We start from the raw sequence: 24,535 nt of genomic DNA, 5'->3' as shown, positions 1-24,535 counted from the left end.
CGGGGCCCCTGCCTTCGAGACCCATGCCGACACCCTCCATCATCCGTGACCGCAAGCTGCGCCTGGCGCTGGTGGGCTGCGGGCGCATCGCGCAGAACCACATCGCCGCGCTGAAGCAGCATGCCGACCGCGCCGAATGGGTGGCGGTCTGCGACAACCAGCCCGAGCTGCTGGCCAAGGCGGTTGCGCTGACCGGTGCGCAGGGCTTCTCGTCGCTCGACGCGCTGCTGGCAGCGAGCGATGCCGACCTGGTGGTGCTGGCCACGCCGAGCGGGCTGCACCCGCGCCAGGCGATCAAGGTCGCGCAGGCCGGCCGCCACGTGCTCAGCGAAAAGCCGATGGCGACCAAGTGGGACGAGGGCGTCGCGATGGTGCGCGCCTGCCGCGATGCCGGCGTCAAGCTGTTCGTCGTCAAGCAGAACCGGCTCAACGCGACGCTGCAGCTGGTCAAGCGCGCGGTGGACCAGGGTCGCTTCGGCAAGCTCGCGATGGTGACGGTCAACGTGTTCTGGACCCGTCCGCAGGCGTATTACGACGCGGCGCCGTGGCGCGGCCGCTGGGACATGGACGGCGGCGCCTTCATGAACCAGGCGAGCCACTACGTCGACATGGTCGACTGGCTGGTCGGCCCGGTCGACAACGTGCATGCCTACACCGCGACGCTGTCGCGCAACATCGAGGCCGAAGACACCGGCGTGATGAGCCTGCGGCTGCGCAGCGGCGCGCTGGCCTCGATCAACGTGACGATGCTGACGCACAACAAGAACTTCGAAGGCAGCATCACGCTGCTCGGCGAGCGCGGCACGGTGCGGATCGGCGGCGTGGCCGTCAACAAGATCGAGCACTGGGAGTTCGACACGCCGCACGACGACGACGCGAAGGTGGCCGACGCCAGCTATGGCGTCACGTCGGTCTACGGCCCCGGCCACCCGCTGTACTACGACAACGTGATCAACACGCTGCGCGGCGAGGCGCATGCCGAGGTCGACGGCTACGAGGGGCTGCGCTCGCTCGAGGTGCTGATCGCCGGCTACCGCTCGGCGCGCGACGGTGTGCGGGTCGGCCTGCCGCTGGTGTTTTGATGATCCATCCGTCCGCCATCGTCGACGACGGCGCGCAGCTCGGCGCCGGCACCCGCGTCTGGCACTTCGCCCATGTCTGCGCCGGCGCCCGCATCGGCGACGGCTGCTCGCTGGGCCAGGGCGTCTACGTCGGCAACGACGTGCGCATCGGCCACAACGTGAAGATCCAGAACAACGTGTCGGTCTACGACGCGGTGACGCTCGAAGACGACGTGTTCTGCGGCCCGAGCATGGTCTTCACCAACGTCTACAACCCGCGCTCGGCGGTCACGCGCAAGAACGAATACCGCCGCACGCTGGTGCGCCGGGGCGCGACACTGGGCGCCAACTGCACCATCGTCTGCGGGCACACGGTGGGCCGCTACGCCTTCATCGGCGCCGGCGCGGTGGTCCACCGCGACGTGCCGGATTTCGCGCTGATGGTCGGCGTGCCGGCCCGCCAGGCCGGCTGGATGAGCCGGCACGGCGAGCGGCTCGCGCTGCCGCTTGCCGGCGATGGCGAGGCCGCCTGCCCCGCCACCGGCGAGCGCTACGTGCTGCGCAACGGCGTGTGCCAACCTGCAGAGGAAGTTCAAGCATGAGCCGCGACAAGCTCGATTTCGTCGACCTGAAGACGCAGTACGCCGCGCTGAAGGGGCCGATCGCCGAGCGCATGCAGCGCGTGCTCGACCACGGCCAGTACATCATGGGCCCCGAGGTCGCCGAGCTCGAGGCACGGCTCGCCGCGTACACCGGCGCACGCCACTGCATCACGGTGGCCAGCGGCACCGAAGCGCTGCTGATCGCGCTGATGGCGCTCGACCTGCGGCCGGGCGACGAGGTCGTCACGACGCCGTTCACCTTCGCCGCCACCGCCGAGATGATCGTGCTGCTCGGCGGCGTACCGGTGTTCGTCGACATCGAACCCGACACCTGCAACATCGACGTCTCGCGGATCGAGGCGAAGATCACGACGCGCACCCGCGCGATCATGCCGGTGAGCCTGTACGGCCAGGCGGCCGACATGGACGAGATCAATGCGATCGCGCAGCGCCACGGCCTGCCGGTGATCGAGGACGCGGCGCAGAGCTTCGGGGCCGATTACGGTGGCAAGGACGGCGTGAACCGCAAGAGCTGCAACCTGAGCACCTTCGGCTGCACCAGCTTCTTCCCCAGCAAGCCGCTCGGCTGCTATGGCGACGGCGGCGCGATCTTCACCAGCGACGACCGCCTCGCGCAGGCCTGCCGCGAGATCCGGGTGCACGGGCAGAGCGCCCGCTACACGCACACCCGGGTCGGCGTCGGCGGCCGCATGGACACGCTGCAGTGCGCGGTGGTGCTGGCCAAGCTCGAGCGCTTCGACTGGGAGATCGATCGCCGCCTCGCGATCGGCGCGCGCTACAACGAACTGCTGGCCGGCCGGCTGCCGGTGGTCGCACAGCGGCCCGGCCGCAACAGCGTCTATGCCCAGTACACGGTGTTCGTCGACGACCGGCCGGCCGTGCAGGCGGCGCTCACCGCGCAGGGCATCCCGACCGCGGTGCACTACCCGCGTCCGGTGCACCGCCAGCCGGCCTATGCGGCTTATGCGGCCCACGCGCCGGCCGACGGCTGCCCGCAGGCCGACCGGGTCGCCGAGCGCTGCCTCAGCCTGCCGATGAGCGCCGACCTGAGCGCTGCCGACCAGGACCGCGTGGTCGCCGCGCTCGTTGCTGCTGCGCGCCGCTGACCGCATGGCCGACGCGCCGCTGCCTTCGCCGACGCGCGGCCTGCTGCGGGCCAGCCTGACGCTGGCAGCCGGCGGCGCACTGGCGCAGGCGCTGCCGCTGCTGCTCGGTCCGCTGCTGACGCGGCTGTTCACGCCGGCCGAGTTCGGCCACTACCACCTGTTCGCCGCGGTCGCCGCCAACCTCGGCGTCGTCGCCTGCGGCCGCTATGAATTCGCGCTGCCGATGGCCGCCGACGATGGCGAGGCCGACGCGCTGCGCCGCATTGCGCTGCGCCTGCTGGGCGCGACGACCGCGCTCGCCGCGCTGGGCGCGGGTGGCTGGGCGCTGGCTGGTGCCGGGGCCTGGGTCGCGTGGCTGCCGCTCGCGGTGGCGGCGGCCGGCGCGGTGTCGCTGGCCACGCTGTGGGCGACGCGGGCACAGCGGTTTCGCGCGCTGGCCGCGGCCCGCGTGCTGCAGTACGGCGGCGCCGCGGCGGCCCAGGTGCTGGCCGGGTTCGCCGGTGCTGGGTTGACCGGCCTGATCGTCGCGCCGATCGCGGCCGCGGCCGTCGCCACCGCGGTGCTGCGGCTGCCATGGCACGGCGCGCTGCCGCAGGCCCCGGCGCTGGCCGGCGTGATGCGCCGCCACCGCGACTTTCCGCTGCTGAACACGCCGCATGCGTTTGCCGGCGCGCTGCAGGACACGCTGAGCCTGGTGCTGATCGCCGCGCTGCTCGGCCCGGCCGAGGCCGGCTTCTGGGGACTCGCGCTGCGCTACCTGAAGGCGCCGGCCACGCTGGTCGGCAGCGCGGTGTCGCAGGCGCTGTACCCGAAGCTGGCCGCGGCCGGCCCGACGCCCGAGGCCCGCCGCGCGGTGCGCCGCGTGATGGGCCTGCTGGCGCTGCTGGCCGCGCCGCTGGTGCTGCTGCTGTGGGTGGCGGGCCCGTGGGCCTTCGAGGCCGCGTTCGGCCCGGCTTGGCGCGAGGCCGGCGTGCTGGCCCGGGCGCTCGCGCTCTACGTCGGCCTGCATTTCGTCGCCAGCCCGCTGGCCGTCGTCACGATGGCGTGGCAGGCCCAGGCCTGGGCGCTGAAGCTCGCGCTCGCGGGGCAGCTGGCCTTCGTCGCCGCGCTGGCCGCCGGCCTCGCGCTGGGCGACCTGGCCGGGGCCGGCTGGGCGGTGTCGGCGGCGATGGCCGGCTACTTCGGCGTCTATTTCTGGTGCCTGGCGCGCTGGCCGATGCCGACCGTCGGTGCGGATGCCGCGCTGCCGGCCCCTTCTTCCGCGACACGATGAAGAACCTGCTGCGATCCGTGCTGAACCGCTGGCGGCGGCGCCTGGCCCGGCTGCTGATCTACCGCATCGTGTTCGGCGAACGCTCCGGCGGCCGGATGCTGGCGAACACCCGCATCTCGCCGGCCAGCTGCATCGAACACGAGGAGCGGCTGGTGCTCGGCGACCACGTCTACATCGGCCCGTTCAACTTCATCGAGGCCAGCGGCGGCATCACGCTCGGCGACGGCGTGCAGCTGACCAGCCACTGCAGCCTGGTGACGCATGCGTCGCACCGCTCGCAGCGCCTGCTCGGCGAGGGCTACACGAACTGGCCGGCCGCCCAGCCGCGGCCCGGCTGGATCGCCGGGCCGATCGAGATCGGCGCCTGGTCGTTCATCGGGCCGCACAGCCTGATCGAGGCCAACACGAAACTCGGCCGCGGCACGCTGGTCTGCGCCGGCAGCTTCGTGCGTGGCGAGTACCCGGACTTCGCGGTGCTCGAAGGCCGGCCGGCGCGCGTCGTCGGCGACACCCGGCGCGCCGATGCGCGGCTGCTCGACCAATACCCGACGCTGCGGCCGCTGTACGAGGCCTGGGCCGGCGAGGTGCCGCCGCGATGACGCTGAAGCTGGTGCTGATCGGCGATGGCGAAAGCCCGCACCTGCTGAAGTGGGCGCGCGCGCTGCACGGCCGGGTCGAGCTGTGGGCGGTGTCGAGCCGCGGTTTCGACGCGGGCTTCGATGCGGTGCTGCCGGCAGCTCGCCGGCTGGCGCTGGACACGCGGCCGGATTTCGCCGGCGGCAACATCGGGCTGCTGCGCCAGCTGCCGCGGGTCATTCGCTGGCTGCGCGCGATCGGGCCCGACTGGCTCGCACCGCATTACCTGAGCTCGCACGGCACGCTGGCCTGGCTGGCGCTGCGGCTGGGCGGCGTGCGGGCGCGCATCGCCGGCTCGGCCTGGGGCTCGGACATCCTGGTCGCACCGGTGCGCAGCGCGCCGATGCGCTGGCTGACCCGGCGCGTGCTGGCCGCCTGCAGCCTGGCCACCAGCGATTCGGCACACATGGCCGGGCGCATGCGGGCGCTCGGCGCCGGCGAGGTGATGGTGTTTCCGTTCGGGCTCGAAGCGCTGCCGCCGGCCGCAGCGGGCAAGCAGCCGGCGCTGTTCTTCGCGAACCGCGGCCTGGAGCCGGTCTATGCGCCCGGGCGCGTGCTCGATGTCTTTGCGTCGCTGGCCGCCGGCTGGCCCGAGGCGCGCCTGGTGGTCGCCCACGACGGGTCGCTGCGTGCCGCGCTCGAGGAGCGTGCCGGCCGGCCCGACCTGGCCGGGCGGGTGCAGTTCGTCGGCCGGCTCGATGCGGCGACGCAGGCGCAGTGGTACGACCGCGCGCGCTGGTACCTCAGCCTGCCGGTCAGCGATTCGGTGTCGGTTTCGGTGCTCGAAGCGATGGCCCACGGCTGCATCCCGCTGCTGTCGGACCTGCCGGCCAACCGCGAGCTGGTGCAGGACGGCTGCAATGGCGTCGTGCTGTCCGATGGCGAACGGCCGATGCCGCAGCGCCTGAGGCCGCTCGCCGAGCGTGCCGACGAGGTCGCGGCGGGACTGCGCGCCTGGGTCGCCGCGCATGCGATGTTCGACGACAGCGTCGCGGCCTATGTGCGCCGGCTGGAGGAACTGTCGTTTCACGGGAACGGCGCGCAATGAACATCCTGTACCTGAACCACTACGCCGGCACGCCGGCGCTCGGCATGGAGTACCGGCCCTACTACCTGGCGCGCGAGTGGGTGCGTGCCGGCCACCGGGTGCGCATCGTCGCGGCGACCGTCTCGCACGTGCGCTCCCGCGAGCCGGCGCCGGGGCGCGAGGCGGTCGACGGCATCGACTACGACTGGATCGCCGCGCCGCGCTACCGCGGCAACGGGATCGACCGCGTGCGCAACATCGCGGTGTTCCTGGCGCGGGTCTGGCGCCGCACCGCGGCGCTGGTCGACGAGTTCCGGCCCGATGTCGTGATCGCCTCCAGCACCTACCCGATGGACATCTGGGTGGCGCGCCGCATCGCGCGGCGGGCCCGCGCGACGCTGGTGTTCGAGGTGCACGACCTGTGGCCGTTGTCGCCGATCGAGCTGTCGGGCATGTCGCCGCGGCACCCGTTCGCGCTGCTGTGCCAGAAGGCCGAGGACGATGCCTACCGCGATGCCGATGTCGTGGTGTCGATGCTGCCGAAGGTGGCCGATCACATGGCCGCGCACGGGCTCGACCTGCGCAAGCTGCACGTCGTGCCGAACGGCATCTCGCCGGACGACTGGGCCGGCGAGCCGGCGCCGCTCGACCCCGCCATTGCGGCCCACATCGCGGCGCAGAAGGCGCAGGGCCGCGCGGTGGTCGGCTATGCCGGCTCCCACGGGCTGCCGAACGCGCTCGACGTGCTGCTCGATGCGGCGGCGCTGGTGCGCGACGAGCCGGTGGCCTTCGTGCTGGTCGGCGATGGCATGGAGAAGGCGCGGCTCGCGCAGCGCGTGGCCGCCGAAGGGCTGGGCCGCGTGGCGCTGTTCGCGCCGATCCCGAAGACGCAGATCCCGACGCTGCTGCGCGAGGTCGACATCGCCTACATCGGCTGGCAGCGCACGCCGATCTACCGCTTCGGCATCGCGCCGAACAAGCTGATGGACTACATGATGGCCCGCTGCGCGGTGCTGCATTCGGTCGAAGCCGGCAACGACCCGGTGGCCGAGGCCGGCTGCGGCGTGACGGTGGCGCCGGAAGACGCGACGCAGGTGGTGCGCGGACTGCGCGACCTGCTGGCGGCGGGGCCCGAGGCGCGGCGCGCGATGGGCGAGCGCGGCCGGGCGTTCGTGCTGGCGCACCACAGCTACCCGGTGCTGGCGCGCCGCTTTGCCGACGCGATGCAGGGGGCACGTCCGTGAGCAGCCACGAGCCCGACCAGGTGGCCGAACGCTATGCGCGCCGCCAAGTGGGCGACCGCTACAGCATGATGCGCCCGGAGGTGTGGCAGACGGTGCACGAGCGGCAACGCGCGATGCTCCGGCTGTTCGCGCGGCACGGCGTGCGCGAGCTGCCGGCGCTGCGCCTGCTGGAGGTCGGCTGCGGGCACGGCGGCAACCTGCTGGAGCTGCTGCGGCTGGGCTTCGCGCCCGACCACCTGACCGGCATCGAGCTGCTGCCCGAGCGCGCCGCGCAAGCCCGCCGCTGCCTGCCGGCGGCACTGGCGCTGCATGCAGGCGACGCACTGCAGGCCCCGATCGCCGAGGCGTCGCAAGACATCGTGTTCGCTGCCACCGTGTTCTCGTCGCTGCTCGACGATGGGTTCCAGCAGCGGCTGGCGGATGCGATGTGGCGCTGGGTGAAGCCGGGCGGCGCGGTGCTCTGGTACGACTTCACCGTCGACAACCCGCGCAATCCGGATGTGCGCGGCGTGCCGCTGTCCCGGCTGGAGGCCTTGTTTCCGCACGGGCGCGTCGATCGTCTGCGCGTCACGCTGGCGCCGCCGGTCGCGCGCGCGGTCGCACCGCTGCACCCTGCGCTCTACACTCTCTTCAACACCTTGCCGGCGCTGCGCACCCACGTGCTCGCCTGGATTGCCAAGCCCTGACCATGTCTGCCAACCTGCCGTTCCTCCCCTTCGCGCTGCCCGAGATCGGCGACGAAGAAATCGCCGAAGTCGTCGACACGCTGAAGTCCGGGTGGGTCACGACCGGCCCGAAGACCAAGCGCTTCGAAGAAGATTTCACCGCCTTCCTCGGCGACCCGGGCCTGCACTCGATGGCCGTCAACTCGGCCACCGCCGGCCTGCACCTGGCGCTCGAGGCGCTGGGCATCGGCCCGGGCGACGAGGTCATCACCACCACCCACACCTTCACCGCCACCGCCGAGGTGGTGCGCTACCTCGGCGCCGACGTGGTGCTGGTCGACATCGACCCGGCCACGCTGTGCATCGACGCCGCCGCGGTCGAGGCCGCGATCACGCCGCGCACCAAGGCCATCGTGCCGGTGCACTACGCCGGGCTCGCGGCCGACATGCAGTCGCTGCTGGCGCTGGCGAAGCGGCACGGGCTGAAGGTGGTCGAGGATGCGGCGCATGCGCTGCCGACGACCGTCGGCGGCCGGCTGGTCGGCACGCTGGATTCCGACGTCACGGTGTTCAGCTTCTACGCCAACAAGACCATCACCACCGGCGAGGGCGGCATGGTCGTCACGCGCGATGCCGAGCTCGCGAAGCGCATCAAGGTGATGCGGCTGCACGGCATGAGCCGCGATGCGTTCGACCGCTTCACCGCGAAGGTGCCGAGCTGGTACTACGAGATCGTCGCGCCGGGGTTCAAGTACAACCTGACCGACATCGCTTCGGCGCTGGGGATCCACCAGTTGAAGCGGGCGCGGGCGTTCCAGCAGCGGCGCACCGAGCTCGCGGCGCGGTACGGCGAGGCGCTGGCCGGCCTGCCGGTGATCCTGCCGCCGCAGCCGCCCGTGGGCGAACAGCATGCGTGGCACCTGTACGTGCTGCGGCTGGCCGATGATGCGAAGGTGACGCGCGACGTGCTGATCGAGCGCCTGTTCGCGGCCGGCATCGGCTGCAGCGTGCATTACATCCCGCTGCACCTGCAGCCGTACTGGCGCGATCGCTACGACCTGAAGCCGGCGCAGTTCCCGAAGTCGCAGCATGCGTACGAGCGGATGCTGAGCCTGCCGTTGTACACGCGGATGACCGATGGCGATGTGCAGCGCGTGGCCGACGTGATCCGCGGCGTGCTGTCCTGACACGATGGCCAAGCGGGTCTTCGATGTGCTGATGTCGGCTCTGGGCCTGCTGCTGCTGTCGCCGCTGCTCGCGGCGATCGCGCTGTGGATCAAGCTCGATTCGCCGGGGCCGGTGTTCTTCCGGCAGGAGCGTGTCGGGCGCTTCGGACGCAGCTTTCGCATCCACAAGTTCCGCACGATGCGCCACGCCGCGGCCGACACCAGCGTGCAGCTGACCGTCGGAGCGGATGCGCGCATCACGCGCGCCGGTCGTCTGTTGCGCCGAGCCAAGCTCGACGAGCTGCCCCAACTGATCGACGTGCTCGCCGGCAGCATGAGCCTGGTCGGGCCACGCCCGGAGGTGCCGCGCTACGTCGCGCTGTATCCGCCGGCGCTGCGCGCCAAGGTGCTCAGCCTGCGGCCGGGAATCACCGACGCGGCCTCGCTCGCCTACCGCAACGAGTCCGAGGTGCTGGCTGCCTCCGATGATCCCGAGCGCGCCTATGCCGAGGTGATCCTTCCTGCTAAGCTGCGGCTAGCCGCGGACTACGCTGATCGCGCCTCACTGGCCTACGACATGCGACTGATCCTGTTGACGATCAAGACGCTGCTGCTGCAACGATGACGCCTTCCTCTCACATGACGTCGCCCGGCTTCTGGAACCGCTTTGATCGGCTGCTGGCCAGGTTGCGACTGCGCCGCCGGCCGCTGACGATGCTGGTCGACGGCGTGGTCATCGCCCTCGCCTGGAACATCGCCTATCTGTTTCGCCTGGGCTTCGAGCGCTCCTGGCAGGCGCGTCCCGTTTACGACCACTGGGTGATGCTGGCGGTGACGGGCGCCTACCTCGCGGTGCTCTGGATGGCCAGGGTGCCCAACGCGATGTGGCGCTTCTCGGGCTTCGGCGAGCTGAAGCGTCTGCTGCTGACCTGCGCGGTGGCGGGACTGCTGAGCGCCGTCTGCGTGCTGATGCTGCGGCTGGCGCAGGTGCCGCGTACCGTGCTGGTGCTGCACCCGCTGATTTCGCTGATCGGACTGTGCATGGCTCGCCTGGGCTACCGCATGCTGTACGAGCACGTGCGCTCGCGCATCACCGGCAGCGACAGCGAAGTGCGGCGGGCTGTGGTGCTCGGTGCCGGCGAGGCGGCCAGGCTGCTGCTCGCGGGTCTGCACCAGGAGGGGTGGACGGTGCTCGGGTTGCTGGACGACGATCCCGCCAAGCAGGGTGCGCGGATATTCGGCGTGCCGGTGCTGGGCACGCTGGACGACCTGCCGGGGCTGGCGGTCCTCCCCGAGGCGACCCATGTGATCACGGCGATGCCCGGTGCCAGTGCGATCCAGCGCCGCCGGGCCATCGAACTGGCCGCGGCGAGCGGCCTGCCGGTGCTCACGGTGCCGTCGTTCAGTGAGCTGCGAAGCGGAGCGGCTCGGATCGAACGGGTGCGCAGCATTGAACCCGAAGACCTGCTCGGACGCGACCCGGTGCGCCTGGACGAGGCGGGCATCTCGGACCTGGTCAGCGGCAAGGTGGTGCTGGTGACGGGCGCCGGCGGCTCGATCGGTTCCGAGCTGTGCCGCCAGCTGGCGCTGTACGGGCCGGCCAAGCTGGTGCTGTACGAACTCAGCGAATTCGCGCTGTACCAGATCGAGCAGGGGCTGTCCGAATCGCATCCGCACCTGCCGCTGGTGCGGCTAATGGGCGACGTGAAGAATCTCGCCCACCTGCAGGCCACGTGCGAACAGCATCGCCCGCAGCTGGTGTTCCATGCCGCGGCCTTCAAGCACGTGCCGCTGATGGAAGACGACAACGCCTGGGCTGCGCTGCAGAACAACACACTCGGCACCTGGCATGCCGCGACCGCGGCAGCCCGATCGGGCGCCGAGCGCTTCGTGCTGATTTCGACCGATAAGGCCGTCAATCCGACCAATGTGATGGGTGCCAGCAAGCGGGCCGCGGAGATGGTGTTGTCGCACATGGCCACGCAGGGATTCAGCACGCGCTTCGCGGCCGTGCGCTTCGGCAACGTGCTCGGCTCCAGCGGCAGCGTGATCCCAAAGTTCAAGGCGCAGATCGCCAAGGGCGGGCCGATCACGGTCACGCACCCGGAGATCACGCGGTACTTCATGACGATCCCGGAAGCCTGCCGACTGGTGCTGCAGGCCGCCGCGCTGGCCGACAGCGGCCAAGTCTACGTGCTGGACATGGGCGAACCGGTGAAGATCGTCGACCTGGCGCGCGACATGATCAGGCTGTCGGGCCACCACGAGAACGAGATCAGCATCGTCTACAGCGGCTTGCGCTCGGGCGAGAAGCTTTACGAGGAACTGCTGGCCGACACCGACCAGACGCTTCCCTCGCGGCACCCTCGCCTGCGCATTGCCAAGTTGCAACCGCAGGCCGACGGCGTGTGGGCCGACGACTTGTTGCAATGGCTGCGCAGCGACGAGGTGGCACCCCTCAGTTCGGCCGTGCGGGAACGGCTGCGCAAGTTTGTCGCTGAATACCAGATGCAATGACCGCTCGACCTGATGTACTGATGATCCCGCGATCGCGGCTGCGCGAGTTGCTGCTGCCGGCGATCTTGCGCTATGCCGCGCTATTGTGCGTTGCGAACTTGCCGTACTGGGTACTCGGCCGCTTTTTTTTCCTCGACCGGGCCTGGTTCAGTGTCGACTCCGTGGTGGTGGCCCTGGCGTCGGGCCTGGGTCCCAGCGTGGGCTTGGCCGTGCTGTGCGTGTCGTGGCTCGCCGACGCGGTGACTTCGGCCTCCCGGATCTACTTCTTCGGCTCGGTCGGGTCGTTCGTGGATGCCACGCGCTTCGCGGGCCGCCTGGATCTGTTGGCATTCGTCAGCTGGCAGAACGCTGCCGTGCTGCTGGCCTTCTGCACCTGTGCTGCGATGAGCTGGCGGCTGATGCGCCGGCGCATCGATTGGCGGGCGGCGCTCATCGTGTCGCTGCCGATCGTGCTGCTCGACGTGTTGAACGGCTCCTCCTACCTCTCGATGCGGGCGTCCCGTATCGAGGCCGAGAACGTCGCCTCCAGTCCGTTGCTCACGGTTGCACGGGCCGTTGCCGTGGCCCGGCCGCCGGGACCGCTGGACACCCTGCCGAAGGGCGAATCCGTCTCCGACGTGGTCGACGTCGACGCCTGGGCCGCAGCGCATCCGAACCGCAGCATCCTGCTCGTGATGGTCGAGTCGATGGGCCTGCATCGCGACACCGGTGTCCGCGAGTGGTTGCGTGCCGGGCTGGTCGACGCCGGCATGTCGGCACGCTACGAGGTGGTCGAGCGCCAGCTGCCGTTTCGCGGCGCGACGGTTGCCGGCGAACTGCGTGGTCTGTGCGGGCTTGCCGGCGACTACCGCAGTATCACGCCCGAGCTGGCGGGGCGCTGCCTGCCGGCCAGATTGGCCGCGCAGGGCTGGCACAGCGTCGGGCTGCACGGCTTCTCGGGCAACATGTTCGATCGTCGCGACTGGTGGCCGCGCATCGGCCTGCAGCAGATCGAGTTTGGCGAAGAGCTGTCACCGTCGGGGGCCCGGCGCTGCGGCGGCGCCTTTCGCGGGGCCTGCGATACCGACCTCGTGCAACGCGCTGGCACCGAACTTCGGCGCAGCCGGCAGTTCGTCTACCTGTTGACACTCAACAGCCACTTGCCGGTGCCGATCGAAGCAGGCGTGTCGCCTGACGCCCAGGCACGCTGCGACGCAGCGCATACCGGCCGGGATGTCTGCCAGCTGATCGCCATCCAACACGCGCTGCTGCGTAGCCTCCACGATATGCTGCTGGGCCTGGACGACACACCGCTGGTCCTGCTGGTCGGCGACCATGCGCCGCCGTTCGTCGGCACGGCCCTGCGCGATCAGTTCATCGTCGACCGCGTGCCGGCCGTGGTACTGGTTCCGCGCTGAGGCAACGCCCGGCGTGTGTCAGGTGACGCGGCGGAAGATGAGCCACTTGGGCGTCTTGAAGCGCACGATGCGGCTGTAGATCCAGACGTAGAGCACGACGAAGAGCAGCAGGAACCACGACAACACGGCGGTGTCGTTCCACCACAGCAGGCTCGGGATCACCGAGGTCAGGCACAGTAGCCACAGGTAGGGCGAGGTCATCGAGTTGCGGCGCGTCAGGCGCCTGCCCTCCAGGTTGTCGCTCAGCGTCCAGCGGATCAGCCGGCGGTGGATCAGCGTGTGAAGGTGGATGCCGTCGGGCTGTGCCGTCGCCACGCCCCGCACCACCTTGCGCCGGTAGATCGTGAAGATGGTCTCGAAGATCGGATAGGCGCACAGCAGCAGCGGAAAGATCGGCGAGATGGCCGCGTTGCGTCCCAGCAGCAGGATGCTCAGTTCGCCCAGCAGGAAGCCGAGCAGGTAGGCCCCGCCGTCGCCGAGGAAGATGAGTCCGGCGGGGAAGTTCCAGATGAAGAAGCCGAGTACCGCACCGGCGACGATGAGGGTGGAGGTCAGCACGAAGGCATCGTTGACCTGGAACGACACGTAGCTGAGTGCCAGCATCATCATCAGCACGCACATCGATGCGAGTCCGTTGAACCCGTCGATGATGTTGACAGCGTTGGCCACGCCGGTGATCACGAACACCGTCAGCAGAACGGACACCATCGGCAGCCACCGCAGCAGCGGATCCACGACCGGGATGGCCGTGCGCGTGATCACCGCATCGAGCAGCCAGATCGCGAGCGATGCTGACACCGCGGTGGCGATCAGGCGCCGGCGCGGCGAGACGTTCTTGGTCAGGTCCTCGGCGATGCCGGCGGCGAACGCGGGCACGCTGCAGACGATCAGCAGCCACAGCGCACGGGCCACCGGCGAATCGCTCCATTCGGCGATGCCGGCGCCAACCAGCACCGCCAGCATGATGCCGCCGCCGCCGACGCGCGGCACCGGCCGCGTGTGGAATTTCTGCGGTCCGCTCAGGTCGTGGTCGGCCGACAGGTGCCCATGGCGCAGCGACGAGCGCATGATGAACAAGGTGGCGAGCAGGCCTGCGATGAAGCAGCTGGCGAAATAGGTCATGGAGTCGGAGGTGAGGTCGGGACGCGTGTCCGCCGGGGGAACAGGCACACCAGCAGCATCGCCGCGATGATCTGGTTGGTGTCGAGGATGTACGGGTTCGTGATGCCCGACAGCATGTAGAGCCAGAAGATGCGTTGCCCGTCCTTGTTCAGGCATTCGCGTGCGCTGAAGGCGAGGGTGGCGAGGTAGATGGCCGAGCCGAGAACGCCCAGCTGCACGAACAGGTAGAGCGATTGCAGCTCGATGTACTGCGATTCGGAATACGCGCGCTCGCGTCCGTCGGGGAAGCTCGAACCCAGCCCGCTGCCGAACACGAAGCGCGACGACGATTCGCTCCACACCGAGACCGCGACGTCGATCTGGTCGAAGCGCACGCCCATCGACGAATCGTTTGCACCGAACTTCTTGCTGAAGGCGTCCGAGGCGATGTCCCCGGCGACCGCGAGTCCGGCGCAGATCACGACGCCGATCATGACGCGGGCCGCGAGGCTGCGGCGCGCGATTTGCCAGGTGCGCATCAGGATCGCGACCAGCGCGACCACCACGTAGGTGAGGTTGCCGGCGGCCACCAGCCCGAGCAGGGCCACCGCGGTCGCCACGCGGTAGTACAGCCCCTGTCGCCAGCGCCACAGCGACACCAGGAACAGCAGCGGGATCAACGCGTTGCCGATCAACTGGACGCGGTAGTAAAGGCCGTCGAACGAGTAGATGTCGCCCCAGTTCGATTCGAGCACCATCGAGCGGATGGCGCTGGCCGCCTCGATGTCCTGCAGCACGGCGAGGCTCAGCGAAATGGCGACGATGAGCGCGGACTGCATGATCAATGGAACCAGCGCGAGCCGCGCCGAGATCGCCGCTGGTGCCATGTGGAAGGCCAGCAGCGTGCCCACGGTGACGAGCAGGAAGCGAATGGTGTTGGCGAATTCCACCCCGAGCATCAGCGAGGCGAGCAGCGACAGGCTGCCGTAGGCACACATCGGCAGCAACCAAGCCATCGAGCGCTGCCAGCGCAGGCCGAGCACGGCGACCAGCAGCGACCACGGCGCCGCCAACCCTCCCAGCGCGGGCACTTGCGTCTGGCGCGTCACGAGAAAGCTGGCGATGAACAGGCCGAGCGTCATCGCCAGGGCACGGCTACCGCCTGCGCGATCGGCCGATGCCGTCGCGGGCGTCACCTTCTGCTGGCCCAGCGCCATCATCAACCGTGGCCGTTCAATGCTTGATCGACGTGCCGCACAGCGTCTTCATCACCATGTGGCCGAACATCAGGTGCGCGTCTTCGCACAGCTGCATGTCGAAGGACGGGATCAGCACGCAGTGCTGGGCAATCTGTTTGAGCTTGCCCCCGTCGTAGCCGGCGACCGCGAGGGTCTGGCCGCCTGCCTGGTTCGCGTACTCGACCGCCTTCAGCACGTTGGGCGAGTTGCCACTGCCGCTGATGGCCACCAGCAGGTCGCCTTCGTCGAGGATGGCACGCAGCTGCCCGGCGAACACCTCGTCGTAGCTTAGGTCGTTGCCGTAGGCGGTGATCAGCCCGACGTTGTCGGCCAGCGACAGGCCGCGAAAACGCTTGCCGGTCGCCAGGTTCACCATCTTGTTCCAGTCGGTGATGTAGTGCGAGGCGGTCGACGCGCTGCCGCCGTTGCCGCAGGTGATAATCTTTCGGCCGGCGTCGAAGGCCGCCCGGATCACGTCGATGCCGTGCTGGATCGCGGCGGTGTCGAGTTCCTTGGCTAAGCGCGCGTGCGCCGACAGGTAGTTGGAAACCGAGAATTCTGTGCTCATGAATCACTCATAGGGTTGAAAAAAGACGATCTGCGCACCATTGCGATCGAACCTGAACCTGACCGGCTGCAGGCCGGGCAGTGCCGCGGTGATCCGGGCATGGCTGTGTTCGGGGGCATGGAACATCATGAAGCCGCCGTTGCCGGCACCGAGCAACTTGCCCCCGAGCGCCCCATGGGCAATCCCGGTGGCATACCAGTCGTCGATCTGCGGGTCGCTGATGCCAGCGGTCATCTGCGCCTTCAGTCGCCAGTTCTCGTCCAGCAGGCTGCCAATGTTGTCGAGGCGGCCGGACTCGAGCTCGCGCTTGAACTCGAAGGCGAGCTCCACCATGCGCCGCATCAGCACGCGGCGGTCGAGTTCGCGCAGCGCGGCCGATTGCTGGGCCAGCACGGCCGATGCGCTGCGGGTGCGCCCGGTGAACAGCACCAGCGTCGACGCCTCGAGTTCGGCCAGCAGCTGCGGCTTGCAGATCACCGGGTCGACGGAGACCGTCTCGTCGGGATGGAAGCGGATCAAGTTCATCCCGCCGAAGGCGGCGGCGTACTGGTCCTGCTTGCCGATCGGTTCCTTGCAGCGGCCGATCTCGATCTCGCAGGCGAGCCGCGCCAGCTCCTCCTTGGAGGCGTAGCGACCCCGGTAGGCGAACAGCGCATTCAGCAGGCCGACGGTGTAGGTGCTGGACGAACCGAGCCCCGAGCCGTGCGACGGGATGTCGGCCATCGACGCGATCTCGATGCCGCCCGGGATGCCGACCATGTCGAGCGCCTCGCGCACCAGCGGGTGCTGGACGTCCGCCGGCGACGAGACCTCTTCGGTGCGCGTGTAGCTGACGCGGATGCTGCCGTCGAACTTGCGGTTGACGCAGATGTACATGTACTTGTCGATCGACGTCGACAGGACCGCGCCGGTTTCCTCGCGATAGTAGGCGGGCAGGTCGCTGCCGCCGCCGACGAAACTCATGCGAAGGGGCGTCTTGCTGACGATCACGCGGGTGCTCCTGAAGAAATGATGTGCTGTGCGCGTTCGCGCGCGGCGACGACGACGGGCTGTTCGTCGACGGCTCGCGCCACGAGCCGCCGCTCGATTTCTGTGGCGTCCACGCCGCGCCACGCGTAGTCGGCGCGCAGGCGGTCGAGGCGTTGCGGCTCGGGGGTCTCGACGTACAGGCGCAGTTGAGCCAGCTGCAGCAGCGGCTCGGACAGCAGCGCCGTCACCCCTTCGACGATCAGCACGTCGTCCGGGCCGATGGAATGACGCAGCGGATGGCGATGCATGACTCGTGCCTTGCGATCGTGCACCAGCGTGTCCAGCGTGACGCGCTGCGCGGACCGGGCCAGGTCCCCCAGCACCCGCTCGGCTTCGGCCATGTCGTAGCGCTGCAGCACGCCCTGGCCTTCCGGCCGGTCGGCGCCCGGCCGCAGCCAGCTGTCGAGACCGATGACATGGGCGGTGACGCCGAGCGCTGCCAGCAGCTCCTTGAGAACCTGGGCGGCGGAACTCTTGCCGGCATGGGACAGGCCACCGACCAGCACGCTGCGCACACCGCTCGTGCAAGCCGCTGCCAGCGGCGCGAGGCGGCGGCTCATCTGAGCGTGCCCGTGCAGGATCCAGTCGGTGGCCGCGGCCAGGTCCGGGGCGGTGTAGTCAGGGCGCAGCGGCTGCTTATCGTCGCGTCCGGCGTGGCCGGTGCGCACCAGCACCGACCGCAGGCCGGCACGGCGGGCTGCCTCGATATCGGCGGTCGAATCGCCGACCATCCAGGACGTGTTCGAGCCGATGCCCAGCTCGCGGCGTGCCTGCTCGATCAGGCCGATGCTGGGCTTGCGGCACGCGCAGTCGATCTTCAGCGCCGGCACCTCGCTGGCGAAGCCGCGCTCGGGATGGTGCGGGCACACGTAGATGCGGTCCAGGAAGGCGCCGCTCGCGCCGAGCAGCGACTCGAGCTTGGCGTGGATGCGGTCGAGGCCGGCCTCGGTGAGGTCGCCGCGCGCCAGCACCGGCTGATTGGTGACCACCACCGCGAGCCGGCCCGCCCGGTTAATGCGGCGGATCGCCTCCGCGGCGCCAGGCAGCAACTCGAGCTGTGCGGCATCGCGCAGGTGGTCGACCTCGCGGTTGATTGTGCCATCGCGGTCGAGGAACACGGCGCTGCGCAGGGCGCGCGCCGACAGGCGGTCGACCGTGCCGTTGTTGATGTCGCGTTCGATCTTGTCGAGGCGCTCGGGCGTGCCGCAGTCCTTGATGTACTCGGGCGTCACGTGGCCGTACAGCCGCCGGCCGTCCGCCAGCAGGGCCGGGAACAGGTGCTTGGCGATGTCGGACAGGCCCTGCTCTGGGACGTGCCGGGCCAGTCCGTCGCGCTCCATCACGTACAGCGCGGCGTTGACCTGGTTGTGCAGCACCGCGTCCGGCGCGTGCGGGTACGGGAAGATGCCGCGCACGAAGCCGTCGGCCGCGAGGGCGACCAGGTCGGAGTCCTGCGGGTGGTCGTTCGGGTGCAGCACCAGCGTGGCGTCGGCACTGTGCGCGAGGTGGGCGTTCCACAGTGCGCGCAGGTCGACGTCGACGAAGGTGTCGCCATAGAGCACCAGGAAGCGGCTGTCCAGCCGCGGCAGCACGTCGCGCAGTGCGCCGGCGGTGCCCCGCGGCACCGCCTCGATCTCGTAGCCCAGCCGCACGCCCCAGGCCGAGCCGTCGCCGAAATGGTCGATCACCGCCTGCGGGCGGTAGTGCAGCAGCATCACGATGTCGGTGAAGCCATGGGCGCGGCACAGTTCCACCTGGTGCTCCAGCAGCGGCCGGCCGAGCACAGGCACCATGGGCTTGGGCAGGTCGCCGGTGCGCGCGCGCAGGCGCGTGCCCTGGCCGCCGGCCAGGATGACCACCTGGTAGTGCCGGTTTTCGGTCATCGGGGGCTCGCCTTCGCGGATTGCCGGCGCTTGAGCAACAGGCTTCGGAACACGCCTTCCTGCACCGATGCCGGCAGCGTCGACCAGAGCGCGATGCCACAGATGCCGACACTGCGGCGCAGCAGGTGCCGGCCCGCGAAATTGCGGGTGCGCGCCTTAAGGTTGAAACGCCAGTGGTCCTGGTGGCGGCGGGTGTTCTGCTGGCGGTAACGCACCAGCATGTCCGGCAGGTTGCCGAACACCACGCCCGCATTCAGCCAGCGCAGCCAGAGGTCAAGGTCTTCGGAGAAGCGGAAATCGGGATCGTAGGTGCCGTGCCGGCCGGCCAGCTCGCGCCGGAACATCACCGTGGGGTGCGCGATGGTGGTGGTCATGTGCATGCCGCGTGCAATCGCGGCATGCGTGCCGGGATAGTGCCGGAAGGCGAGCGTCGTGCCGTCCTCGTCCATGATCTCGAGCGCGCCACCCACGACGCCGGCCTGCGGATGGGCATCGAGCCAGGCCACCTGGGCGGCCAGGCGCTGCGGCATGCAGACGTCGTCGGAGTCGAAGCGCGCGATGAATTCGCCGCGTGCGCGCGAGATGCCGAGGTTCAGGCTGCGCGCGAGCCCGAGCCGCTCGCTCGGGTGCACGTAGATGAAGCGGGCGTCGCGCTCGCACAGTTGCCGGCAGGCTAGCGCCCGCTGCGCATCGGTGCTTTCATCGATCACTAGGCATTCGAAGTCGGCCAACGTCTGCGCGCGAACGCTGTCGAGGCTGGCACGCACGATCTCCGGTGCTTCGTTGAAGCACGGAACGACCAGGGAAACGCGTGGGTTCGTCGTCATGAGGCCGGCGATCAGACCTGTTCCTGCGTCGCGATCTCGTCGATCGAACGGAGCACGGCGGCGCGGGAGTCCATGGTCGGTTGCCACCCGAGCGCATGCAGCTTGTCGACCGCGTAGCGAAAGCGCGGAACATCGCCGACCCAGCCCTTGTTGCCCTGGCCATAGGCGATCGTCGCCTGCGGCGAAACCCGCGCGCAGACCTGCTCGGCAATCCAGCGCACCGTGACGCCATCGTCGACCGGGCCGATGTTGAGCACATCGCGCACGGTCGTCTGGCGCGCTGTGGCGAACAGCATCGCATCGACGAGGTCCGACACATGCAGGTAGGCTTTCTGCTGCGTGCCGTCGCCCAGCACCTCGAGCCGGGACATGTCCTGCTTGAGCTTGCGCACGAAGTCGAGCAGCACCCCATGGGTGGCCGGCGTGCCGACCACGTTGGGAAAGCGGAAGATGCTGGCGCGTTCGAGGAAGCCTTCGGCGGCGGCCGAGATCTGCGCCTCGGAGGCGAGCTTCATCGCGCCGTAGTTGGAGATGGGCATCAGCGGCCCAAGCGTCTCGGCGATCCGTTGCGATCCCCAGTCGCCGTAGACGGCCGAACTGGAGGCGAACATAAAGCGGCACACGCCGATGCGCTTGCTCAGCTGGAGCAGATGGAAGGTGGTCATGAACGTGTCGCGCAGGTCGACGTTCGCATCCTCGACACCGGCCGGAATGTCCGAGTTGGCGGCGAGGTGCCAGATCTCGTCGACGCCGCGCCCTTTCAGTGCCGACTCGAGCGCCGCGACGCACCCGGTGTGCGACAGGTCCATCTCTATGCACGGCACGCTGTCGGGCAGGTTCGCACGCAGGCCGCGCGAGAAGTTGTCGACGACCAGCAACTCGTGGCCCGCCGCAGCGAGGCGGCGGGCGAGGTTGGGGCCGATGAAGCCGGCACCGCCGGCAAGGAGGATGGTCATGATCAGCAGGGCAGGCGTTGCAGGCGGGTGAAAGGGGGGCGCGACGGAGAGGTCATTGGCTCAGCTTCTCGCGGGCCGCGCCGATGCCGCCGACGCGGCGCAGCGCATCGCCGACGCCACGCCACATCCAGCCGGCCCGTTCCAGGCCGCGGTCGAGCAGGAACGGGTAGGCCAGCGCCTTCAGCGGCAGCAGCCCAGTCAGCCGGACCTTGGCATAGATTGGCACATAGGAGCGCACGCTGAGGCGCAGCGTGTCGCGGAATTGGAAGTAGTGCCGATACGGTGCCGGAACGTGGTACCTGAGCCCGAACAGCTGTCGCTGCGCCAGGCCCAGCCGATGCGGCATAACGACGTCCATGGCGCGCAGGAAGCGCCAGCCGCGCCGGCCCAGCCTCCAGCACCAGTCGAAATCGACGAAGTCGAGGAAGAATTCCTCGGTGAAGAATTCATCGGGCTGCAGCGATCCGACGGGAAACATCATTCCCGATGTTGCCAGGCAGGACACGGGGTGCAAGGACGGCGCAAGCCGCGGCTCCGCGAGCGCGGCTTGTGGATCGCTGTCATCGACGTGGCGCGGGCCGATGCACACCGCCGCATGGGCGTTGGCATCACGGGCCTCGCCGAGCCGCTGCAGCATGTCGCGCAGGAAGGCCTCGCTGGGCGAGCTGTCCTGGTCGAACAGCGCCACCACCTCGAAACCGGCCTCGCGAACTGCCGCGATGCCCAGGTTCAGCGCCGCCCCGAGACCCTTGTTGCACCCGTCCTGCAGGATGCGGACATCCGGGGTCGGTCCCGGCGGATCGAACCGATGCCCACCCGGCGTGTTGTCAACGATGACGAACAGCCCGCATGACGCGCGCGTGTCCGCGAAGCGGGCGAAGAACTGCCCGTCCGGCTTGTAGGTCGTGACGACGACAGCCAGGCGCGAGCGCATCGGCAGGGCAGTGGCGGGGTTCATCGGCGCGGGCGGGCTCAGCAGGCGACCACGTCGAGGCGCGGCAGCGGGAACACCAGGGTCTTGCCCTTGTACTTGCCGTTGCCCAGGAAGAAGGCACGGAAGTGCCAGGGCAGCACGAGCAGGTAGTCCGGGTTGGCGGCCAGCAGGTCCGGCTCGGGAACGATCGGGATGAAGGTGCCGGGCGTGAAGGCGCCGAACTTCTCGGCGTTGACCTCGCCGACCTGGCTGATCAGGCTCGCATCGAGCCCGCAGTACTGCAGCAGCACGTTGCCCTTGGTCGAGGCGCCCAGCACCGCCACCGTCTTGCCGGCGGCGCGGGCCGACAGCACGAAGTCGCGCAGTTCGGTGCGCAGCTGCGCCACGCGCTGCGCGAACTGCTCGTACGGGGCGAGCGTGTCCAGCCCGCGCTCGCGTTCGGCGTCCAGCAGCTGCTGTACGGCCGCGACCGGCGCTACCTTGCCGTCCGCCTTGGCCACGGTCACCGAGAAGCTGCCGCCATTAACGTCGTTGAACTCGACGTCGACGATGCGGAACCCGACCTTGTCGGCCATCCACTGGATCTGCCGCAGCGCGTAGTACTCCAGGTGCTCGTGGCAGGCGGTGTCGTACGAGTTCATCTCGAGCATAGTCGGCATGTAGCTCTGCTCGAAGACCCAGATGCCGTCGTCGGCCAGCACCTCGTGTACCTCGCGCATGAACTGCAGCGGATCCTCGAGGTCGTAGAACATCGAGAACGACGTGACCACGCGGGCCTTGCGGCCGGGGAAGCGCTCTTTCACGAGGCGTCCCGAGAAGAAGTCGGGAATTAGCTGCACGTGCGCCGGGTAGTAGGTGTGGAACTTCACGCCGGTGGGGTCGACGCCGACCAGCGTCAGGTCCTTCGGATAGGCCTGCAGCGTCGTGCTGTCGTTGCTGCCGATGTCGACGACGAGGTCACCGGCCTGCAGGCTCACCGTGCGCATGATGCGCGCCACCTTCTCGTGCAGATGCTTGACCATGCTGGCGTTCAGGCCCGAGCGGTAGCCGTAGTTCAGGCCGTACATCTCGGCTAGGTCGTAGGAGTGCTCGAGCTGGAGCAGGCCACACACCTCGTCGCCGCCGACGCATTTGACGAGTCGCAGTGGGCCTGTCGTGACCTTGGCATCCGTTGACCGCGGGAACACGCCCGTGAGCATCTGCCCGCCGAGGTCGAGCACCAGGTGGAGATGGGTGTTGCCGCAGACGCGGCACTTGCTGATCTTGTTGATCATTGCTGGCTTGCCTTTTCGAGTAACCGATCTTGAATTGTCTTCAGGTCCGAATCCACCATATCGGTCACCATTTGCCGGAAGCTGACGCGCGGCGACCAGTTCAACGAACAGCGGGCACGGGATGCATCGCCGACCAGCGCGACGGCCTCCGGTGCACGCGCAGAGTCCCCGTTCTCGCGAACGAAATCGCGGTAGTCCAGTCCGACGTGGCCGAATGCGATAGCGCACAGCTCCCGCACCGAATGGGTCTGTCCGCTGGCGACCACGTAGTCCTGCGCATGCGGGTGTTGCAGCATGAGCCACATTGCCCGCACATAGTCGCCTGCGAAGCCCCAGTCGCGCCTGGCCTCGAGGCTGCCCAGCGTCAGTTCGGACTCGAGCTGCAGCTTGATGCTGGCGGCTGCGTGCGTCACCTTGCGGGTGACGAACTCCAGACGCCGTCGTGGGCTCTCGTGGTTGAAGAGGATGGCCGAGCAAGCGAACATGCCGTAGCGTTCGCGGTAGATGCGAACCATGGTGTCGGCGTAGAGCTTGGCCGCACCATACGGGCTGCGTGGACGAGGCGGCGTGTCCTCGGACTGCGGTGAGGTCTGCACGTTGCCGAACAGTTCGCTGCTCGATGCCTGGCACAGGCGGATGCGAGGCTCGACATTGCGGATGGCCTCCAGGAGCCTTGCGACGGCCAGTCCGTTGACTTCGCCGAGCCGGATGGCTTCGTCGAACATTCCGGCGCCCGATGACATCGCAGCGAGGTTGTAGACCTCCGCGGGACGATGCTCGCGCAGCAGTTCTTCGAGCGTCGGCGTGTCGGTGACCTCGCAGCTGCGCCACAGCAGCCGCTCGTGCCGGGGGCCGCCTGCGGTGCCACGGCCGAGCCCGACGACCGTGTAGCCTTGGTCGAGCAGCAGTTCCGCCAGATAGCTGCCGTCCTGTCCGCTGACGCCGGTGACAATGGCGGTGCGAGGATTCACCGTAGCCCTCTCAGCGCCGCCGCACGACGGGCCAGCGCAGTGGCGTTCTCGCTGCGCGAAAGGTCATACAACTCCATTTTTGCGGCTTTTCCCGATCGAATGATGTAGTAGAGCGCGCAGAAGAAGTTGGCCGCCTTGGCTGGAAGGCGTGCTATGGCAGCGGCGGAAAGCCGGGAAAGGTGCGTGCCGCAAGGAAGCAGGAACTTGCGGTACTCGGCAGCCGTGTAGCCGCCGATCGCGCGAAACCACAGCAGCCGCTTGATGCTGAGGTAGGGCATGGGTGCAGAGATGGCGGCCCGTGCTGCCTGCGAAAAGTGCTTGAACGACCAGATCAGCGTCGGCCACTTGAACATCCAGATCTCGAAGCTTCTGGCGCTCCACATTGCGTTGCCGAAGCGGATGATAAGCAGCGGGTCTGCGATCGCCTGAACTCGCGTCACCGGCGGATTCTGGAACAGCACACCGATGTGCACAAACAATGTGCCGTAGTACGGTGTGCGTTCCCGCTGGAGCCACCAAGCCCGACGGACCACGACACCGCCGATGAAGGACAAGTAGTCCGCCATTTCGCGGAAGACCGCTTCGCCGGATGGTTCGTCGAAGTGCTTGTCGTGCGATATGCGCAGCAGGCGCGGGCGCAGCTGCGAACTCAGATCCTTGTTGCGCACTTCGGAGTTCACGACGACGACATCAACGTCATCCAGGTGCGCCAGTACGCGGGCGACCGCATCGCCGACCATCAGATCGTCGTCGGTCATCAGCCAGCAATACTCGCCCCGGGCATAGCCAACCGCCTTGTCATAGTCGGCATCGATGCCTGAATTCACCGCCTCACGGATGTAACGCACGCGTGGGTGTCGCTCGCAATACGCGCGCATGATCTGCTCGGTGTGGTCCGGCGACGCACCGTCGACCACGAGCAGCTCGACGGCATCAGTCAACTGGCCGACGATGGAGTCCAGTGTCTGGACAATGAAGTCGCCACGCTTGAACGTGGCGATGCAGATGGACAGTCGAGGAGATGTCGTCATGATCGGAG

General features: G+C 68.9%; 23 protein-coding genes. 12 read left to right on the top strand and 11 right to left on the bottom strand.

Going from position 1 to position 24,535, the window contains the following annotated elements; all coding sequences use genetic code 11:
* Positions 1 to 23 precede the first annotated feature (23 nt).
* The 12 genes from FHT26_RS15085 to FHT26_RS15030 are packed head-to-tail and all read left to right on the top strand — an operon-like array spanning position 24 to position 12,715.
* The gene (locus FHT26_RS15085) at positions 24 to 1,082 is read left to right on the top strand and encodes a Gfo/Idh/MocA family protein (RefSeq protein ID WP_168560924.1); all 1,059 of its coding nucleotides are present in this window, start codon (positions 24 to 26) and stop codon (positions 1,080 to 1,082) included.
* Entirely contained in the window at positions 1,079 to 1,663 is a 585-nt protein-coding gene (locus tag FHT26_RS15080) for an acyltransferase (protein ID WP_168560923.1), read from the top strand. The genes FHT26_RS15085 and FHT26_RS15080 overlap by 4 nt, the downstream gene beginning before the upstream one ends.
* Entirely contained in the window at positions 1,660 to 2,790 is a 1,131-nt protein-coding gene (locus FHT26_RS15075; RefSeq protein ID WP_168560922.1) for a DegT/DnrJ/EryC1/StrS family aminotransferase, read from the top strand. The genes FHT26_RS15080 and FHT26_RS15075 overlap by 4 nt, the downstream gene beginning before the upstream one ends.
* Positions 2,791 to 2,794: 4 nt before the next feature.
* On the top strand, positions 2,795 to 4,063 hold the full coding sequence (locus FHT26_RS15070; RefSeq protein ID WP_168560921.1) for a lipopolysaccharide biosynthesis protein: 1,269 nt from the start codon (positions 2,795 to 2,797) through the stop codon (positions 4,061 to 4,063).
* Positions 4,060 to 4,662, top strand: coding sequence for an acyltransferase (locus tag FHT26_RS15065; RefSeq protein WP_246867889.1), 603 nt, complete (start codon positions 4,060 to 4,062; stop codon positions 4,660 to 4,662). The genes FHT26_RS15070 and FHT26_RS15065 overlap by 4 nt, the downstream gene beginning before the upstream one ends.
* Positions 4,659 to 5,747, top strand: coding sequence for a glycosyltransferase (locus FHT26_RS15060; protein ID WP_168560920.1), 1,089 nt, complete (start codon positions 4,659 to 4,661; stop codon positions 5,745 to 5,747). The genes FHT26_RS15065 and FHT26_RS15060 overlap by 4 nt, the downstream gene beginning before the upstream one ends.
* Entirely contained in the window at positions 5,744 to 6,970 is a 1,227-nt protein-coding gene (locus tag FHT26_RS15055) for a glycosyltransferase family 4 protein (protein ID WP_168560919.1), read from the top strand. Before FHT26_RS15060 ends, FHT26_RS15055 begins: the two co-directional genes overlap by 4 nt.
* A complete protein-coding gene (locus FHT26_RS15050) occupies positions 6,967 to 7,656 on the top strand; it encodes a class I SAM-dependent methyltransferase (protein WP_349238154.1) in 690 nt (229 codons plus the stop codon). Before FHT26_RS15055 ends, FHT26_RS15050 begins: the two co-directional genes overlap by 4 nt.
* A 2-nt stretch (positions 7,657 to 7,658) precedes the next feature.
* Positions 7,659 to 8,822: a DegT/DnrJ/EryC1/StrS family aminotransferase gene (locus FHT26_RS15045; RefSeq protein WP_168560918.1), complete on the top strand. Its 1,164-nt coding sequence runs from the start codon at positions 7,659 to 7,661 to the stop codon at positions 8,820 to 8,822.
* A 4-nt stretch (positions 8,823 to 8,826) separates the two neighbouring features.
* Positions 8,827 to 9,426: a sugar transferase gene (locus tag FHT26_RS15040; protein WP_168560917.1), complete on the top strand. Its 600-nt coding sequence runs from the start codon at positions 8,827 to 8,829 to the stop codon at positions 9,424 to 9,426.
* A complete protein-coding gene (locus FHT26_RS15035; RefSeq protein WP_168560916.1) occupies positions 9,423 to 11,318 on the top strand; it encodes a polysaccharide biosynthesis protein in 1,896 nt (631 codons plus the stop codon). Before FHT26_RS15040 ends, FHT26_RS15035 begins: the two co-directional genes overlap by 4 nt.
* Positions 11,315 to 12,715, top strand: coding sequence for an LTA synthase family protein (locus FHT26_RS15030; RefSeq protein WP_168560915.1), 1,401 nt, complete (start codon positions 11,315 to 11,317; stop codon positions 12,713 to 12,715). Before FHT26_RS15035 ends, FHT26_RS15030 begins: the two co-directional genes overlap by 4 nt.
* An 18-nt stretch (positions 12,716 to 12,733) precedes the next feature.
* Here the strand turns inward: FHT26_RS15030 and FHT26_RS15025 are convergent, their stop codons facing one another.
* From FHT26_RS15025 to FHT26_RS14975, 11 genes are read right to left on the bottom strand one after another with little or no spacing between them, the layout of a single operon-like run.
* Positions 12,734 to 13,837 carry an MraY family glycosyltransferase gene (locus tag FHT26_RS15025; protein ID WP_168560914.1) on the bottom strand — a complete coding sequence of 368 codons (1,104 nt, stop codon included), beginning with the start codon at positions 13,835 to 13,837 and terminating at the stop codon, positions 12,734 to 12,736.
* Positions 13,834 to 15,036, bottom strand: coding sequence for a hypothetical protein (locus tag FHT26_RS15020; protein ID WP_168560913.1), 1,203 nt, complete (start codon positions 15,034 to 15,036; stop codon positions 13,834 to 13,836). The genes FHT26_RS15025 and FHT26_RS15020 overlap by 4 nt, the downstream gene beginning before the upstream one ends.
* A 13-nt stretch (positions 15,037 to 15,049) precedes the next feature.
* Positions 15,050 to 15,622 (bottom strand): D-sedoheptulose-7-phosphate isomerase, encoded by a 573-nt coding sequence (locus FHT26_RS15015; protein ID WP_168560912.1) that lies wholly within the window; start codon positions 15,620 to 15,622, stop codon positions 15,050 to 15,052.
* Between the two features lie 3 nt (positions 15,623 to 15,625).
* Positions 15,626 to 16,612, bottom strand: a complete 987-nt coding sequence (locus FHT26_RS15010; protein ID WP_168560911.1) for a GHMP family kinase ATP-binding protein — start codon at positions 16,610 to 16,612, stop codon at positions 15,626 to 15,628.
* On the bottom strand, positions 16,609 to 18,534 hold the full coding sequence (locus FHT26_RS15005) for an HAD-IIIA family hydrolase (protein ID WP_168560910.1): 1,926 nt from the start codon (positions 18,532 to 18,534) through the stop codon (positions 16,609 to 16,611). Before FHT26_RS15005 ends, FHT26_RS15010 begins: the two co-directional genes overlap by 4 nt.
* A complete protein-coding gene (locus FHT26_RS15000; protein WP_349238153.1) occupies positions 18,531 to 19,448 on the bottom strand; it encodes a glycosyltransferase family 2 protein in 918 nt (305 codons plus the stop codon). The genes FHT26_RS15005 and FHT26_RS15000 overlap by 4 nt, the downstream gene beginning before the upstream one ends.
* The gene (locus FHT26_RS14995; RefSeq protein WP_210427402.1) at positions 19,373 to 20,317 is read right to left on the bottom strand and encodes an NAD-dependent epimerase/dehydratase family protein; all 945 of its coding nucleotides are present in this window, start codon (positions 20,315 to 20,317) and stop codon (positions 19,373 to 19,375) included. The genes FHT26_RS15000 and FHT26_RS14995 overlap by 76 nt, the downstream gene beginning before the upstream one ends.
* 52 nt (positions 20,318 to 20,369) lie before the next feature.
* Complete coding sequence (locus FHT26_RS14990; RefSeq protein ID WP_168560909.1) at positions 20,370 to 21,275, bottom strand: glycosyltransferase; 906 nt, start codon at positions 21,273 to 21,275, stop codon at positions 20,370 to 20,372.
* Between the two features lie 14 nt (positions 21,276 to 21,289).
* Positions 21,290 to 22,525, bottom strand: a complete 1,236-nt coding sequence (locus FHT26_RS14985; protein ID WP_168560908.1) for a class I SAM-dependent methyltransferase — start codon at positions 22,523 to 22,525, stop codon at positions 21,290 to 21,292.
* Entirely contained in the window at positions 22,522 to 23,496 is a 975-nt protein-coding gene (locus FHT26_RS14980) for a GDP-mannose 4,6-dehydratase (protein ID WP_168560907.1), read from the bottom strand. The genes FHT26_RS14985 and FHT26_RS14980 overlap by 4 nt, the downstream gene beginning before the upstream one ends.
* On the bottom strand, positions 23,493 to 24,527 hold the full coding sequence (locus FHT26_RS14975) for a glycosyltransferase family 2 protein (protein WP_168560906.1): 1,035 nt from the start codon (positions 24,525 to 24,527) through the stop codon (positions 23,493 to 23,495). The genes FHT26_RS14980 and FHT26_RS14975 overlap by 4 nt, the downstream gene beginning before the upstream one ends.
* Positions 24,528 to 24,535 lie beyond the last annotated feature (8 nt).

Origin of the sequence: Rhizobacter sp. SG703 (genome assembly GCF_012275445.1) — a bacterium.
Classification (GTDB): Bacteria; Pseudomonadota; Gammaproteobacteria; order Burkholderiales; family Burkholderiaceae_C; genus Rhizobacter.
The sequence above is the reverse complement of the archived record's forward strand: the minus strand, read 5'-3'. Positions and strand labels throughout refer to the sequence as shown.